This window comes from Paenibacillus sp. CCS19 (assembly GCF_033239625.1).
Classification (GTDB): Bacteria; Bacillota; Bacilli; order Paenibacillales; family Paenibacillaceae; genus Paenibacillus_T.
The window spans coordinates 37,096-53,966 of record NZ_BTCK01000036.1; the positions used below are offsets into that span (position 1 = coordinate 37,096).

General features: G+C 48.9%; 13 protein-coding genes and 3 pseudogenes. 9 read left to right on the plus strand and 7 right to left on the minus strand.

All coding sequences use genetic code 11. The features are described from left to right. Positions 1–26: 26 nt before the first annotated feature. Positions 27–1,841, minus strand: coding sequence for a glycoside hydrolase family 27 protein (locus tag SBI19_RS21570; RefSeq protein ID WP_317971587.1), 1,815 nt, complete (start codon positions 1,839–1,841; stop codon positions 27–29). Positions 1,842–1,966: 125 nt separating this feature from the next. Between SBI19_RS21570 and SBI19_RS21575 the strand changes: the two genes are divergently transcribed. Further along, positions 1,967–2,791 carry an AraC family transcriptional regulator gene (locus SBI19_RS21575; protein ID WP_317971588.1) on the plus strand — a complete coding sequence of 275 codons (825 nt, stop codon included), beginning with the start codon at positions 1,967–1,969 and terminating at the stop codon, positions 2,789–2,791. Positions 2,792–2,864: 73 nt separating this feature from the next. Continuing rightward, positions 2,865–3,083: pseudogene (locus tag SBI19_RS21580) on the plus strand (sigma factor-like helix-turn-helix DNA-binding protein); the annotation flags it as partial. 85 nt (positions 3,084–3,168) lie between these two features. On the opposite strand, the gene SBI19_RS21585 reads toward SBI19_RS21580, so the two are convergent. Further along, positions 3,169–4,071 carry an NAD-dependent epimerase/dehydratase family protein gene (locus SBI19_RS21585; protein ID WP_317971589.1) on the minus strand — a complete coding sequence of 301 codons (903 nt, stop codon included), beginning with the start codon at positions 4,069–4,071 and terminating at the stop codon, positions 3,169–3,171. Between the two features lie 3 nt (positions 4,072–4,074). Then, the gene (locus tag SBI19_RS21590) at positions 4,075–5,310 is read right to left on the minus strand and encodes a class I SAM-dependent methyltransferase (protein ID WP_317971590.1); all 1,236 of its coding nucleotides are present in this window, start codon (positions 5,308–5,310) and stop codon (positions 4,075–4,077) included. Positions 5,311–5,456: 146 nt separating this feature from the next. On the opposite strand from SBI19_RS21590, the gene SBI19_RS21595 reads away from it, so the two are divergent. Beyond that, entirely contained in the window at positions 5,457–5,630 is a 174-nt protein-coding gene (locus tag SBI19_RS21595; protein ID WP_317971591.1) for a hypothetical protein, read from the plus strand. Between the two features lie 79 nt (positions 5,631–5,709). Here SBI19_RS21595 and rfbF read toward each other — a convergent pair whose 3' ends face one another. Both rfbF and SBI19_RS21605 read right to left on the minus strand, forming a co-directional pair. Beyond that, positions 5,710–6,477, minus strand: coding sequence for a glucose-1-phosphate cytidylyltransferase (gene rfbF, locus SBI19_RS21600; protein ID WP_317971592.1), 768 nt, complete (start codon positions 6,475–6,477; stop codon positions 5,710–5,712). Continuing rightward, the gene (locus SBI19_RS21605; protein WP_317971593.1) at positions 6,474–7,247 is read right to left on the minus strand and encodes a glycosyltransferase family 2 protein; all 774 of its coding nucleotides are present in this window, start codon (positions 7,245–7,247) and stop codon (positions 6,474–6,476) included. The genes rfbF and SBI19_RS21605 overlap by 4 nt, the downstream gene beginning before the upstream one ends. A gap of 355 nt (positions 7,248–7,602) precedes the next feature. On the opposite strand from SBI19_RS21605, the pseudogene SBI19_RS21610 reads away from it, so the two are divergent. Then, a pseudogene (locus SBI19_RS21610) lies at positions 7,603–7,718 on the plus strand (sigma factor-like helix-turn-helix DNA-binding protein); the annotation flags it as partial. Positions 7,719–7,822: 104 nt separating this feature from the next. Here the strand turns inward: SBI19_RS21610 and SBI19_RS21615 are convergent. Together SBI19_RS21615 and SBI19_RS21620 are read right to left on the minus strand one after the other, a co-directional pair. Beyond that, positions 7,823–9,901, minus strand: coding sequence for a sugar-binding protein (locus SBI19_RS21615; RefSeq protein ID WP_317971594.1), 2,079 nt, complete (start codon positions 9,899–9,901; stop codon positions 7,823–7,825). A 210-nt stretch (positions 9,902–10,111) separates the two neighbouring features. After that, on the minus strand, positions 10,112–11,362 hold the full coding sequence (locus SBI19_RS21620) for an MFS transporter (RefSeq protein ID WP_317971595.1): 1,251 nt from the start codon (positions 11,360–11,362) through the stop codon (positions 10,112–10,114). Positions 11,363–11,558: 196 nt separating this feature from the next. Between SBI19_RS21620 and SBI19_RS21625 the strand changes: the two genes are divergently transcribed. The 5 genes and pseudogenes from SBI19_RS21625 (at position 11,559) to SBI19_RS21640 (ending at position 16,860) form a co-directional block, all read left to right on the plus strand. Beyond that, complete coding sequence (locus SBI19_RS21625) at positions 11,559–12,587, plus strand: LacI family DNA-binding transcriptional regulator (protein ID WP_317971596.1); 1,029 nt, start codon at positions 11,559–11,561, stop codon at positions 12,585–12,587. Between the two features lie 496 nt (positions 12,588–13,083). After that, positions 13,084–14,040: pseudogene (locus SBI19_RS29680) on the plus strand (endo-1,4-beta-xylanase); the annotation flags it as partial. A 45-nt stretch (positions 14,041–14,085) separates the two neighbouring features. Then, positions 14,086–14,814 carry a cellulose binding domain-containing protein gene (locus SBI19_RS29685; protein ID WP_483312321.1) on the plus strand — a complete coding sequence of 243 codons (729 nt, stop codon included), beginning with the start codon at positions 14,086–14,088 and terminating at the stop codon, positions 14,812–14,814. A gap of 259 nt (positions 14,815–15,073) precedes the next feature. Next, positions 15,074–16,117: a glycosyltransferase family 4 protein gene (locus SBI19_RS21635; RefSeq protein ID WP_317971598.1), complete on the plus strand. Its 1,044-nt coding sequence runs from the start codon at positions 15,074–15,076 to the stop codon at positions 16,115–16,117. Then, positions 16,114–16,860, plus strand: a complete 747-nt coding sequence (locus tag SBI19_RS21640) for a YheC/YheD family protein (RefSeq protein WP_317971599.1) — start codon at positions 16,114–16,116, stop codon at positions 16,858–16,860. The genes SBI19_RS21635 and SBI19_RS21640 overlap by 4 nt, the downstream gene beginning before the upstream one ends. The last annotated feature ends 11 nt before the right edge of the window (positions 16,861–16,871 follow it).

Genomic DNA, 16,871 nt, shown 5'->3' on the forward strand with positions numbered 1-16,871 from the left:
CCCATCTATTGAGCGAAGGTCCCAAGTTAAACAGGAGTAACTCTTACGGTAAAATTGTCATAGGCGTTAATGCCTGTAACAGAGAAGGTCCTTGAAAGGTTCGTTGAAACCTCGCCTGTCCATAAATCCCTTATGGAATAGCCTGCGGCATTTTTGAATTTCTCCGCATTAATCATTTTATGCCCGATATAATCGATAATGCGGCTTACATCAACGGAATGCTCCTTCGTGTCTCTTGAGTCGCTGAGATTTATAAAGGACAATGCAATATCTCCGTTCGCAAGAGGCTTAACCAGAATATCGACGCGGTTGTTGTTGGAAATATATGACTTATCGGGATTGGCATTATCGATAGAGCAGTAAATTCTTTTGGCTTGAATACCGAGGTCATCTTGATTCAATGCGATAATATTTTGGTTCGCAATAATCCTCCATAGCTCGTCACCCTTTGTGACCCGTCTTAAATCCAATCCAAGCATAATCGGAGAATTCATCATACACCACATTGTCATATGGGTTTTACTCATCGTAGTTGTGATTCCGTTCATACCGATGACCAGCATGTCGGGATCGTTCCACCCCTTGTAAAGTCCGGAAAACTCATCCATTATAACCGCCTTACTGTATTGCGAGGTTATGCTTGCGGTATTGTTTGAACTCCATTCGGCGGAGCCCGGACTGCCGTCAGAGCCGACATGGAAGGTTATATCGTTAAGAATACGCCATGAGTCTCCAACCTTGTATCCCCAGTTTTGCGGCTGTGTTTTCCCCCATTCGCATATGGAGAATACGACATCATGGTCAGGGTCAGCCTTGTTTAAACCCTCTAGCAAAGCCGCATATGAATTAAGGGTATTTTCCTGCCTTCTGTGATTCATAAGACGTAGTATATTTTCTCCCTCATTTAAGGATACCGTTATTTCCTCCGAGTCTACAAAGGTTGTTGTACTTTGGGTAAGAGGAAGCAGATTATCATAATATCGAGTTTCATTCTCTGCGTTTCCTGCTGCAAGCTGAAGCCAACGTCCCGTGCCGTCTTCCTCACCGCTTGCGTAATTTATGGTTACGGCGTATTGTCCGCTTGCCGGTGCGATCACAGAAAACGCAAGTTCGCCCCAGCGGTCACCCACAGGTGTCGTACCCACGTTTGTTCCGTCGAAAGTGCCAATGTTTGTCACATAGTCGCCGCTGTTTTTTGATGCACCTTGGCCTAATAGCACACCGTCCTTAACAGCATTTAATGTTATTTTCAGAGCTTCACCGGTAACCGTTATGCTTCTGATATTCGGTGCATAGGAATATTTTGAGTTTTTTGAGTCTGAGAACGTTGCATTGTCCCAAAGGTAGTAGCAGTTATCAACCTTTATAAAGTCAACTCCCCAGTCTGAATAAGACCTCGTGTCGATATCCTCATAGCCGCAGGTGCCTACCGCAGAGCCTGCACATAGATTTGTACCGATATCGTTGTACATACCGAATTTTAGTCCCTTGCTGTGAATGTAATCGGATAATGCCTTAAAGCCGCTTGGAAATTTAATCGTTTCATTTGAAAGGAATCCGTTTACGCGTTCGGACTTATAGCAGCCGTCGTCGAGCACTACATACTTGTATCCCAGATCCGCAAGACCCAAATCAACCATTGCGTCTGCCATTGCCTTTGTGAGTGCTTCATTGTTCTTGCTGCCAAAAGCATTCCAACTGTTCCAACCCATGGCAGGGAGGCGTCCCTGCTTTTTATCTAAAAGCACCTTGCCGTTCGAGAAGGCCGGAAACATATAGTCAGAATCCGTGATCACGTCGGGCGCAGTCCTTGAGGTGGTTCTAGCAGATACTTTGTTCATAGGAAATCCTCCTTAAGCGCTTACTTTTTTATTGTTATGATAGGACAAATAAAGGTGTTGATAAATGTGTTTTTATCGAGTGATTATGGGGAAATGTGATATAGTAATTTCGGGAGATGGATTCAATGAAACTCTTTTATGCAAAAAGCCCTTTAATCTCATCTGATATTTATCCCATGCAATATGGTGAACAGCAGTGTGATAACGGATATTCCTTTGGTCCTGCAGTCCGTAACTTTTATCTCATCCATTACATTTATAGCGGGCAAGGCGAATTGCATATTAATAACAAAGCGTATAAAGTGCACGCAGGACAGTTTTTTCTGATTTATCCGAGGCAAACTGCATATTATAAGGCAGATGACCATGAGCCGTGGCTGTATCGCTGGATTGAATTTGACGGCAGCTTTTCGGAGAAGATTATGTCTGTGACAGGCTTCTCATACGACAACCATGTTATAACGGATGATAGTGGCGTCGGAAACGCACTGAAAAATATAATAGATTTAGGCTGGTCCGACTTTGAAACAATCATGAGCCACTTTTGGCCATTTATCGCGGCACTTACGAAGGGGAAATTATTGAAGAAAGATGAGAATACAGCAGAAACATATGTCTCTTATGCAAAAAACTATATAAGAAGTAATGTGCACAAAAGAATATCCGTTTCCGAAATTGCACATTTTTTAAATATAGACCGCAGCCATCTGGCACGTATCTTCAAAAGCATATGCGGCATAAGCACACAGCAGTTTATCATTTCTTTTAAGATGGACATGGCTTCGCAATCGCTCAAAAACAGCAGTATGACCATTAAAGAAGTGGCCTATAGTTTGGGATATGACAATCAGATGGAATTTTCGAAGCTGTTTAAAAAGCACTTTAATATGACGCCCACACAATGGAGAGAACAAAAATTCTTTCAACAGTCCATAAATAACTATGAATGAATCCTTTTTCTTAAAATGGGAGGTTCGTTCAAACCTTCATGATCATACGGATGGCAAAGCGTTCAGTAATCATATGAAGATCGAGAAAAGCAAGATTTATCGAAACCTCGATATATTGGATGATCGTGAGAAGGAAGTCGTCGTGGGACGGTTCGGGCTCGAGCATGGCGGGGAAGAGCGGACGCAGCGGGAGATCGCGAAGGAGCCGGGGATCACGCGGAGCTATGTTTCGAGAATAGAGAAGCGGGCGCTGATGAAGCTTTATCATGAGTTTTATAAGGCGAAGAAGTGAGGAATAAGCTGGTTACTTAGATTTCTTAAGTACCAGCTTTTCTTTTTTTATCTACGATTTTCAGCAGGAATCTAATTGTAGAGGATCATAGTGATGAATTAGCCCTACACCACGCGATCGTGTCATCTAACCCGGAGTCCAAGTCGAACGCTGGACGCCACCCGACCTCGGTAATGAGTCGTTCTGTCACGGCTTCCATGAACAATGCTTCATTCACCGGGAAGGGGATAGCGCCGAAGCGAACCAACTCCTGCCCGCCCAGCTTCGCTGCAATTCGGAGCACGAGATCTCTTACCTGCACGGACTGCCCGGAAGCAATGTTGACGGTCCCCCGAACATCGCTGTCCAGCAGTGCTGCGAACGCATCCCCGGCATCGGCGGCATGCATATAATCGCGGTAATGATACCCGTCCGTGCAGGCAACATCGTGCCCCATTAACAACGAGTGAATAACGGAAGATACGAGCCTAGCCGTATGATCGCCCGGTCCGTATACGAAAAATAATCGCCCCCACGCATGGCTGATTCCGGCTGTCGCAGATAAAGAGGCCAGAAGCTGTCGCATTGCATTCTTCGTAGCTGCATAGGGCGTCGCATACGAACAGGGGGTCTCATATTCTGATAGCTGGCCATAGCTCCAATCGTATTCGGCACAGCTGCCGGCCATCACGACGCGCTGCCCGCCATGTCGGGCAAAGGCGCGAAGCAGCGCTAAGCTTGCTTGTACCCACGCATAATTATTGAGTGAGGTCCAGCATCGGCCCGGTTCAGTCTCCCATGCGAAATGCAACAGATGCGTCGGCTTAATGCCTGCTACCAATCGATCAGTATCTTCTGGATTAAGCAGGTCTGCTGTGTGCCACTGGGTATGAGGCAGAGAGCCGCTCTTACGGCTCACAATATGCACGTCATATCCGCGTTCGATTAACCGCTCGACAGCAAAGCGCCCGATCCAACCGTTCCCGCCGGTGACTAGCACCTTCTTCATCCTCTACAACACCTCGATTGTAGGGATCATCACGATGAATTGGCCGCCCCACGCTCGGATGTAACTCATCTGCGTCATAATTTCGTCCTTCAGATTCCATGGCAGGATCAAGACGTAGTCCGGCTTCGACCGCTTGATCTCGTCAGGGCTCAAGATCGGTATTCGGGTGCCGGGCAGATAGAGGTTCTGCTTGTAGGGGCTGCGATCCACCGTATACGCCACAAAGTCCTTGCCGATCCCGCAATAATTAAGCAGTGTGTTGCCTTTGGCAGGCGCACCGTAACCGACAATTGTCTTCCCTTGCTGTTTCGTATCAAGAAAGTATCGAATGATGTCGAGCTTCAATTGCTTAATGTCGTCTGAGAAGCGCAGGTAGGTCTCGAGCCGGTCTAATCCGGCAGTTGCTTCTTGTTCAAGAATGGAGGAGACACTCGCAGAGATCAGGCGGGAGCTGTCTTCGGCATGGTTCATATAGATGCGGAGCGATCCTCCGTGCGTAGGCCACTGCTCGACATGGAAGAGGCGGAGCCCGTGGGAAGCCATAATTTGCTTAACCGTAAGAAGGGAGAAGTAGGAGAAGTGTTCATGATAAATCGTGTCAAATTGCTTCTTCGCGATAAGCTCCATCAGGTGGGGGAACTCAATCGTAATGACGCCATGCTCTTTCAACACTAGCTTCAATCCTCTTACGAAGTCATGCAGATCCGGGACGTGAGCGAGTACGTTGTTCGCAGCGATGAGATCGGCCTTCCGTCCTTCCATAGCCAGCTGCTCTGCCAGCTTCACGCCGAAGAACTCGACGATCGTCGGGATGCCCTTGTCCTGTGCAATGGCTGCCACATTGGCAGCAGGTTCAATGCCGAGTACCGGAATATTATGCTTCTGAAAATATTGCAGCAAATATCCGTCATTGCTCGCAATCTCCATCACTTGCGAATCGCCGGATGTTAATCCGAATCTAACAACCGCCATGTCGGCATAGTCTTGCGCATGCTGGAGCCAGCTTTCCGAATACGAACTGAAATAAGCATAATCGTCGAAAAAATGGGACGGTGTCTCGAACAGTGCCAATTGGACGAGGAAGCAGCTTGGGCAGACGTACGTGTGCAGCGGATAAAAAGGCTCCATCTTCTGCAAATCTCTAGCTTTCAAATAGGAGTTGGCAAGCGGGGAGAGGCCCAGATCGACGAAGGTATGATTCAACTCCGTATGGCAGTAGCGGCAATTCATTGGGTTCATAGATCATACTCCTCTAAGTCTTGATAATGCTTGATCTGGCTAAGCGTATAAGCGGATATGACTATTCCGGCTGCTTGTGGCTATTCAAGCCATGCTCATGGAACGATCTGCGATACGATTCCGTGACCAGCTCGGAGCAACCTTGCTTGCACTGTACGGATCAATCAGCCGGCGCTTCTGACAAGAGGTGGGGAATCATTAATATCGCCGAAGTAACTCTTGCAGCCGTTCGCTGCTACCGTGATGTGGAACATGCTTGGCACGGTTGCCGGCGGCAAGGAACAGCCGATGACATCGGCACCGAGCGAATGGAGCTATAACGTCAGCCATGTGCCCTTGAACCCGGTATGCCCGGTGAGGAACGCTCTCTTGCCTGCCCAGAAGGTTGGGCTTGGCATGTTACCATACCTTCCAAGGGGCAATATTGGATTTCCATAATTCCTCGAGCTTCATTCGATCTCGCAGCGTATCCATCGGCTGCCAGAAGCCTTGGTGGCGATAGGCCGCCAATTCGTTCCGGCTGACGAGGTGATGGATCGGCTCTTTCTCCCACGCATTGGCGTCGCCGTCGATGAACGGGAAGACTCCAGGCTCCAGAATGAAGAAGCCGCCGTTAATCCAGCTGCCACCTTCGTCCGGCTTCTCCGTAAAGGAAATCACTTGATCCTTCTGGATGTGCAGTGTCCCGAATCGACCCGGAGGTTGAACGGCAGTCAATGTCGCCAGCTTGCCATGCGCCCGGTGATAGTCGATCAGCTTGCCGATATCCACATCACTAAGCCCGTCCCCATACGTGAAGCAGAACGATTCATCGCCGACGTAAGGTTGAACCCTTTTTAATCGGCCGCCGGTCATCGTGTCCTCGCCTGTATCAATCAAGGTGATCTTCCATGGCTCTGCATGGTTGTGATGGATGACACGCGTATTGCTGCTCATATCTATCGTTACATCGGACATGTGCAGCAGGTAATGGTAAAAGTATTCCTTGATGACATGAGACTTGTAGCCAAGGCATATGATGAACTCGTTAATGCCGTAATGGGAGTAAATCTTCATAATATGCCATAGAATCGGTTTGCCGCCGATTTCGATCATCGGCTTGGGCCTAAGATGTGTCTCCTCGCTGATTCGTGTCCCGTACCCCCCTGCGAGAATGACTGCTTTCATGGTTGCATCTCCCCGAATACTCGCTGATATTCCGGATGATAACGGAGATCCTCCGTGCTAGCAGCATAATGCTTATAGGCGCCTTCCAACTGAGCCGCAGACAGGAGATGATGGACGCCCATCGACTGTTGGATCGAGTTGGCTGATAGGGTCGGGCCGATCTGCAGTTTTCTACGCCGCATGGCATCGTTCCAAGGACTGAACATGAACTTGAGAATAAGTGCTGGTCCTGGATGCGGCACTGACGGATGATACGTGAGATGCCTTCCTGCCATATATTGGCCATTTTCGAAGCGATGAATGAACCTTCCACTCGTGTATACGGGTTGATCGACACCGGGAAATATGCCGTGATGCCGTTGCCTAACAAGCGGAATGTTATAGATCGGATCGCGATAACCGAACTTCGGATCATCAATCAAGAAGATGCTTCGAATGTTATACATGTGGTGTCCCAGCACATTGAGAGAATGGAAGAAATGATCTCTGCTGGGGATACAGAGGAATTCGGTCGTATTCAGTGCCATTTTCCACCCGGGCACTTCCGATTCAATCCTCATCACTTCACGATCGACCTCGAGTGCATCGAACTCGGGGCATGTTGAATTCCGAACTTCCCAATGCGGCGCGAACTTCTTGCATATCGCAACGGATTTGTCCGTCGAGCCTCGATTAATGAGAATGCCGTGCTCGAATATTTGAGTGTGATGCTTGAGCCACCAAGGAAGCAAATACTGCTCATTATAGAAATGAGATATGATTGTCGGCATAGCGAATCCCTCCCTGCTCAATTGAATATCAACCAAAGCTGATAGACGATGAGACTGATATCTATTAAAATATGTACGGTCCTCCCGGCTTGCATCCGCAGCCGCATGAGATTAGGCATATTTTTTGATAGAAACTTGTTGTACGATGGCATAGAACGGATAATGATACTTATTTCCGATAGAGAGAGGGTTAACAGCAAGAGAATGGATGCCAACACAACACTGATTACGGGCTGAACGACCGGGATTGGATTCGAGCTTGCGGCTCAGCTTCTTCAGCTTGCAGTCAAAAAGTTCGATAATACGGGAGAGGACCTGGAGGATCAAATCTTCATCGGAACGATCGGATTGATCCGAAGAGCGGACGCAGCGGGAGATCGCGAAGGAACTGGGGATCTCTCGGAGCTATGTTTCGAGGATAGAGAAGCGGGCGCTTCGTTGTATCATGAGTTTTATAGGATGAAGAAGTGAAGAATGGCCGAGGGCTCTGTGAGCTGCTCGGCCATTATCATGATCATTTATTATCGAGAAAACCAGTCTACCTATATATCGTACTAGAAAACGGTACCAGCTCTTTAGTTATCAAAGAGATCCGGCAAGATGTCGTAAATATACTGGTTCACCCAATTCCAAGCATGGGTGCCGCCATCGGCGGCGATAAAGTAGAAGTTCCCTTTCTTCGTATCCGATGAATAGACGAAGACATCGGTTAACTGCTTCATCGCGTCGATCTGAGGCTTCAGGTTCGGATATGCAATATCCTGCGTGCCCGTGGCGCTGAAAATGTAGTAATCTTGCGGTTTATACCCGGACGCTCTTGCAACGTTGGCCAGATATTCCGCCGTTTCCTTCGGCTGAAGGCCGCCGCCTCTCTGCTCGAGGACCCAGCTATCCCCGCTTAACGGCAAATAGTACTTGAAATAGTCCAGAGCATGGATAAAGGTATACCACGTCGTGACCGAACCCATGGAGAACCCGCCGAATGCCCGATGCGCTCGGGAGGCTTTCAAATCGTCCAAGCTTCCGGACCCGGCATAGGTATTGTACTTGGTTTCCACCAGCGGAACAACCGTATTGATCAGTTCCTCATGGAAGAGGGCGACATCATTCTTGCCTCCGTAGAACGTTGGCGTCACTACGATTAGCGGTTCAATGTCTCCATTCGCAATCATGTTGTCGAGTATCTTCTTCAATTCTTTGCTCTGGCCAGGCCCGCCGAAGAGGAGATTCTCATTCTCGCCTCCGCCATGCATCAAATAGAGGACATTGTACTTCTGATTTGGATTGGAAGCGTCATAACCGTTCGGAAGATAAACATTTAGTTTCTTGTCGTCCATACCGCCGTTTAAGTTAGCAGATTTGTACGATAAACTTTCAATCGTCCCCGATTTGCCGCTTTCCATGCGATATTCATCCGGAACCGGCTTGAAATATTTCTCGTTCGCCGCTTCATCCGTCATTTCCAGCTTGCTGACCGCATCCTTGATAGCGGCATATTGACGATCGATTTGCTCTTGGGTCACTTTCCGGTCTTGGAGAACATTTTCTGCGAAAGCTGTGCTAATCGCATCTGTAACGATACTTGCATTTTTATAAAGCTTGAGATCGAGCTTCAACGTGCTTTTGATCAAATTGATGAGATCGTAGGCGTTCAGTCCGCTGACATCGCCTTTGGTCTTGCCGGCAAGCAAGATTTCGCCGAACTTCGTCGTATCGTTCCAGGCGCTGCCGGTCGAATCGAATACGTTGATGGTGCCGACTCGCTCCGATCCCTTCGCGTCGTTCACCTGCAACTCGATGCCAAGCAGCTTTCCGTTGTCCGGTTTCGTATTCAAAGCGATTCTTGCTTCAATGATATATCCGTCTTTCGTTTTTCTAGCAGTTGTGTAGAATCGCTCAGCATTTCCGTTGTCCACGGACAGCACATTCTCGTAATTCACACGAAAATGCATATCGTCTGCGCCGTATTCCTGCGACTTGTTATTGTTCTCATCAAGAAATAACTCCATGGAATCTTGCATGTACGGCGTTCCGGATTGTACGGATAAGTTTCGATCTTTAACCTCTGCAAGAATGTAGAGCGCGCGATCATCCCATAATGCCTTAAACGTTGCGGATGTGTCGATATTGCTTGATACATATTTAGGTGAAACCGCTTGCGCTTTATTCCACACGGGATCCGTATTGCCGTCTATGACTGGCGATCCGAAATAAGCAACCATTCTACCGCTGGAATCAAATCCGTTCTTGTCGACAGGTACTTGTACTGGTTCCGTTGATTGGTTCACATGGGCCTCCTTGACTGTGACTTTCACGGCGAGAATATCCGTTTTATGGTTAACCGTTATTTTGCAAGTAATGGTTGCAGAACCGACCGAAGATGCTTTAACGAGTCCGTTCTGATCCACGGCTGCCACTGATTTCTTGTCGCTGCTCCAAGAATAACTTGCACCGGAAGGCTTGTTGACGATCTCCAATGCGAAGGATTCGCCGACAGACAGTGAGAGGGCGCCTTTCTGCTTAAATGCAGGTTTGCCTTTGGCAGCAGCAGCGTAGACATCGGTCGATGGACCAATAAAACTTACAGATAACAAAGATACAATTGCTAGAATCATCATAATGGGCTGCAGCAGTAACTTCTTCCTCGTCTTCACAATAATCTCCTCCTATTTCTATGCGGAGTACGTGTTTCTTCTTCCGAGTCGCTCTAGCTGCCTCTCAAGATCCCTTACGATCACACCCTTTCAACAATTCGTTACATTGCAATTTCGTTTTAGCAAAAATGAGCTTACGCGTGAATCTTAACGCCACTTGTTCAATATGTCAATATAAAATCCGAGGTCGCAGATGGCATTGCCTAAACCTTAAATCTTAATGCCCGGATCCGTTCGCCGCGATCTTTCCATATAAGCGAACGCCGACAAAGCTGCAATCATGAGGGATCCGGCAAACAGGAAGATCCACCGCATCTCGAATAAGTCGGACAATACCCCCCATCCCGAGGCTCCTGCGCCAATCCCGAAGTCCATTGCAAGATAGAATGTGGCGTTCGCCTTCCCGCGGTTTGCTGGATCCGTGTTGGTAACGGCCATCGCATTGAGCTGAGGGATCAGACATCCGCTCGTGAAGCCGAACAAGACGGCCCCAATGATCAATTCCCACAATGTACTTGAAAAACTGATTCCCGCCAGCGCAATCCCAAGGCCAAGGAGATTGACGGAAATGACGAAGCGATGACCCATCCTTGCGGTCCACGGACCGACGATGAAGCGAGAAAGCGCCAGTGCAGCGGCTTGAACGACGAAAAAGACACCAATATGGCGTATGCCGCTGCCGATTGCGAATGACGGGAGGAATACCATGACTGCACTCGTTGCCAATGATACAAACAGAACGATTACCGAAGGAGGGACAGCTCGAGGTTCCACGAGTTTATACCAGTGTCTTGCCGTGTCCGGCGATTGCCGCTTCGACGGGGGCTGCATAATGTGCGCTTCCAATTCCTTGCGGCGCATGTTCTTATCGGATTCAATTCGCACGCTGATCAGGAGGGCGATCAGCGAGACGACTCCAGTCAAGTAATAGAGTACGGAATAATCGGAAACCTCCAATAGGTATAGTGTGGCAGGCGGCGCAATCGCCACGGCCAGTGTTCCGAAGAGTCCGAAATAAGAGATGCCCACGGTCATTTTGTCTTCTGGCAAGACGTCTGAGACCATCGTACTGGTCGCTGTCGAACTTGCGGAGAACGATATGCCGTGTAAGATGCGCAGGAAGATTAGCGCAGGTATAAAGGCGACAAAGCCGTATAATACAGTCGATATCGTATAAACGATAACTCCCCATAATAGGATGGGCTTTCGTCCATATGCATCGAGTGTTATGCCGATAAACGGTCGCGTCAACAGCGCTGCCAACGTAAAAAAGGTCATAGACAGCCCGGCCAGCGCATTGCTGCCTCCCAAGTGAAGGAAGAACAGTGGCATCGAAGTTATCTGAACTTGCGTACAGATTCGAAGCAATGTTGTCACGATCGTCAGTTTAATAAAATCCGCCGTCCAAATTCTCGTGCCTGCTAACGGCTTATCAATAGCACGTATGAGAGGTGTCGTCATGCTCTGACCTCCTGAGGGATATAAGACGAAGTTGCAATATCGTTTTAGCAATTTGCAACTAAGATGGTAAGGGGAATGATGACTAAAGTCAATAGAGGCGACATATTCAAGCCGGCAACCATAGATGCTAGGATTGACTTTTCCTGTGCTTTTCCGTATTAATGGAGTATTAAGAATAGGGAATGGACGGATGCGTATGTCTACGATTAAAGAAATCGCCGAGAAAACGAAGCTTTCCGTAGGAACGATTTCGATCGTGCTCAACGGTCGCGGTGACGAAATGCGCATCTCAAAAAAAACGCAGCAGCGGATTCTGGAGGCTGCGCAAGGAATCGGTTATGTACCTAATATATCGGCAAGACGTTTGAGACAATCTGGTGTTCAGAATCTTCCGGTCATCGCGACGTTCTGGCCGTCGGACCTTTCTTCCGACTTGTTGGGGCGTTTTTTCACGGGAGCTCAGAGTTCGATTTTGGAACAAGAGTATGCGTTCGAGATGACGATCCAACCTTTCAAGCGTAATAACATCCATAGAATAAAGGAAATTTGCGATAGCGGCATGTATCATGGCGTGATTCTTACGGGCATCTCCGCTGAGGACCAACGCTATTTGGAAGACAATCCGCTAAGCGTTCCTACCGTGCTGTTCAATCGCAAGAGCAGTACCTACAGCTGCGTCCATGTCGATACGTATGAGATCGGCCGCAAATCGGCTGAATTGTTTGCGAGCCGCGGTCATAAGAAGGTTGGCACGATTGTGCCTGACCATCTCGTGAGGTCGGAGAACAATTTGCGCTTCCGAGGGTTTGTCGAGTCGTGCGCCAAATACGGACTCGAGCTGGAGGAGAGGCATATCCAGGCTGCTCCGATGACGATGGAAGGCGGGAATGCGGCAGCCAGGAGGCTGATAGAGGGAGGCGGCGAACTGCCGACAGGCTTGTTCTTCCCGTTGGGAATCATGGCTGTCGCAGCCCTTCCTGTGTTCCATCGCGCCAATATCTCCATTCCCGACGCTATGGAGATCTTGACGTACGGCGACCATGATGCCGAGAAATACAGCGTTCCGTCGCTTTCGTCGGTCAAGCTGCCCGTTGAAGAGATGGCAGCCGCGTGTATCCGCTTGGCAATGGGACGAATTCTTGATCCCCAAACGAAACCGAAAACCGTCGTGTTCGAGACGCCGTTCATCTTCCGGGAATCTTGCGGCGGCTTCAGCAGGGAATAGCATGACCGAATGGAACGGATAAAGAGGGTACGAGAAGGAAGTCGACGCGGGACGGTTCGGCTGCAAAATCTCGGTCTCCCAATGTAAGACCATAAAGGGCTGTTGCCAAGGTTTGGATAACCTTTCGGCGAGAGCCCTTTTGCTATATCGGTTGTATTTGGAATCAATTTGTAATCGTATGAATGGCATCTATTAACTGCCGAACTATAATAACACCTAAGCCCAAACGGAAGGCGAGCCTGGGCGTCGTTTCATAGCGCGTCCAAGGCTGGAGAAGGTACACTTCGCCGAATCTATAGTTTTTAGGTGAAATTCTAAATTTTGTTAACTATATGTTCTTTATTGACCCTCTTATAATTAAACTTGTAAGCGTTATCAAATATTGGAAGGGGATGATTGCCAGAGACTGTGCGACTGGATGACGGCATCTTGCGCGCCTACAGATCAGGCATAATTGTGAGTAAAATAATTACCCATTAATAGGAGGCGACAATTAATGTTATCGGCTAAATCAAAGTCATTGAATTTGATGCTTACGCTCACGATGGTAGTATCCTCGTTCCTGTTTGTGACGTCAGCGCAGAAAGCGAATGCCAGCCTCGCGTCTGGCTCCAAATTCCTCGGCAATGTCATCGCAAGCAGCGTCCCATCTAATTTCAGCACGTATTGGAATCAGATCACGCCGGAGAACGCGACGAAATGGGGCTCCGTTGAGAGCGCCCGCAACACGATGAACTGGTCGCAGGGGGACACGGCTTATAATTATGCGAAAACAAACGGCATGCCGTTCAAATTCCATACGCTCGTCTGGGGAAGCCAAGAGCCGAGTTGGATCTCAAGCTTGTCGGCTGCCGATCAGAAAGCGGAAGTGACGGAGTGGATCAAAGCGGCAGGAACGCATTACAGCGGTGCGGAATTCGTTGACGTCGTGAACGAACCGCTTCATGCGAAGCCTAGCTTCCGTAACGCAATCGGCGGCGACGGAACGACGGGCTGGGACTGGGTCATTTGGTCTTTCGAGCAAGCGCGTACAGCATTTCCGAATTCGAAGTTATTGATCAACGAATACGGCATCCTTAACGATCCGACTCAGGCCGCCAATTATGTCACCATTATCAATTTGCTCAAATCCCGCGGGTTGGTCGACGGAATCGGTCTTCAAGGCCATTATTTCAACTTGAACGATGTGTCGGTCAGCACGATGAACAGCGTGCTGAGCACGCTGACCGCGACGGGTCTGCCGATCTACATTTCCGAACTGGACCTTACCGGAGACGACGCAACGCAGCTGGCGCGTTATAAAGAGAAATTCCCTGTTCTATGGGAAAATCCGAACATTAAAGGGATAACGCTCTGGGGATACACGGAAGGCCAAACTTGGACGTCGGATTCGTATCTGGTTCACTCCGACGGCACGGAACGTCCAGCTCTGACGTGGCTGAAGCAATACCTGAGCGGCAGCACGACGACGCCAACGGCTCCGGCAGCGCCTGCGGGCTTGACGGCAACGGCTGGCAACGCGCAAGTATCGCTCAGCTGGGCCGCTTCGAGCGGCGCGACGAGCTATACGGTCAAACGGGCAACAACGAGCGGCGGTACGTATACGAACGTAGCGACGAATGTCACTACGACGAGCTACACGAACACGGGCTTGACGAACGGCACGACATACTATTACGTCGTCAGCGCTGCGAATAGCGCAGGCACGAGCGCCAACTCGGCACAGGTAAGCGCGACGCCTGCGTCTGGCAGCACGGGCGGCGGAACAGGCACGACCGGAACGCTCGTTGCTCAGTACAAAGTGAATAACAGCAACGCGACGGACAACCAAATCTACGCTACGTTCAACATTAAGAATACGGGCACGAGCGCTGTCAGCTTGAGCGGCTTGAAGCTGCGGTACTATTTTACAAAGGATAGCAGCGCCTCGCTCAATTTCTACGCCGATTACGCTCAGATCGGCACTTCCAATGTGAGCGGCGCATTCGCTAGCGCGACGGGCACGAACGCTGATACGTATCTGGAAATTTCGTTCGGCGCCAATGCCGGTTCGATCGCGGCTGGCGGACAGACGGGCGATATTCAGATCCGCGTCGCGAAGTCTGATTGGTCGAACTTCAATGAATCGAACGACTACTCGTTCGACGGAACGAAGACGGCATTCGCCGACTGGAGCAAAGTTACGATTCTCCAAAGCGGCACGGTCGTCTGGGGCGCGACGCCATAAAACATAGGCCATAAGCCATAAGCCATAAACCGAATTAAACTCAAAAACCTCTGACCATCATGGTCAGAGGTTTTTGAGTTTAATCCCTCCACACTGTCCCTGCATGCCCTAATTGTTGATCCCAGCTATAGATGCCTAACAACGCGCTGACTAGAAGCGAATACTGTAATAACTAAAACGGGCAAGAAGGGAGCCTCCAATGAGACTGTTAATTTTTGCCCCGGAACAGATCCCTGTCCCCCCGAAGAGGGGAGGGTCGGTGGAGAACTGCATCTACCAGATTGCTAAACATATGCCTGACTCGCATCGAGTCACAATTATCAGCAAATGGAGAAAAGGGCTTCCTCGGAAGATGGAAACGGGCAATATAACCATTCTACGAGTGACTGGCAGTACGAAACAAGCTTACCTTAGTCATGCAATTAGGAGAGCGAAACTTGCAGGAAGTTATGATTTTATCCAAATTGATAATCGTCCAAACTTCGCTCGTTCGGTTCGCCGCGCCTTTCCTGGAATTCCGATCTCCGTCTTCATGCACTCTATGACATTCGTCTCTTCTCCAATGACAACTTGGCGCGCTGCTAACTCGGCATTCCGTTACGCGGATTTAATCGTCGGCAATAGCCGTTCACTCGAAGAAACGTTAGCGACACGATTTCCTGCCCATCGCCACAAAATGAAGTATGTACACCTGGGAGTGGACATTTCTAAATTTCATCCGAATAGCAGAAGAAAAGAGGGACCGTTTCATATTCTATTCGCAGGCAGGCTTATCCCGAGGAAAGGAATACCCGTTCTGCTCAAGGCTTTCAGAATAGCAAGAAAAGAGGTGCCTGGACTGCGGCTGTCCATCGCTGGCGGATCACAAAAACCCGCATACGGTGTGCATCTGCGACGAATCGCTCGCGAACTCCATGTTCCGGTACAGTTCAAAGGGAACTTGTCTCGCTCGCAAATGCCGGCGTTTTATCGCTCAGGCGATTGTTTTGTCTGTCCTTCTCAGCAGCATGAAGCGTTCGGGCTTGTCAACGTTGAAGCGATGGCGTGCGGATTGCCGGTCATTGCTTCGGATATTGGCGGTATTCCCGAAATTGTTGAGCATGGACGAAATGGATACTTGGTGGGAGAGTACCATAAGCCAAGCCGGTTCGCTGAGTATTTGATAAAAATGGCACAAGACGACGGTTTGCACAAGCAGTTAGCCGTTCAAGCAAGGAATGATGCAAAGCAGCGGTTCGCTTGGTCGCTAACGGCGAAGAAACTGATAAAGATGTATAGCATGAAAAATAAGGAGGGAAGATGAGCTTGCCTCGTCATGTCAGCAGCAAATGGAAGAAAACCGCTGCGCTCTTAAAGGATCATTTTTTATCGGATTTTGTACCTGAGACGGTTGCAATGAGCAAAATATCGCTTAGAACCTTATTAAAAAAATACGGTATGGTGTATATCAAGCCTGTCGTTGGGACGTACGGAATCGGCGTTATGCGTGTCGAACGCACAGAATCGGGGTATCAGTTCCAAGTCGAAGAACAAGTCCGTACCTTTAAGAATTTCGGAGACATGTACGCTTCCATTCTAAAGAACACCAACAAGAAAAAATATCTCGTTCAGGAAGGCATTCATTTGCTTAAGCATAAAGGAAAAAGGTTCGATCTTCGAGTGATGACACAATATGCGCCTAATCGTCGATGGGAGACGACAGGCATCATCGGAAGGGTGGCCGCTAAGAATAAAATCGTGACGAACTATCACAGCGGCGGTAAAATTCTCACTGCAAATCGGTTGTTGGCTCGTCACACAGGCGATGTTGAAAGTCAATTGAAATCCCTTTCGAAACTGGGAGAGAAGGCTGGCAAAGCCATGCAGAAAGCATTCCCAGGCGTCTATGTGATAGGAATCGATGTCGCGCTTGATCAGTCGCTCCGGCCATGGATATTAGAAGTGAATACAAGTCCGGATCCGTATATCTTCCGCAAGCATCCCAATAAGTCCGTATTCAAAAAAATCATGCGATATGCCGATTTGTATCCGAAGTCGGAAGCCTGAACCTATCAGTT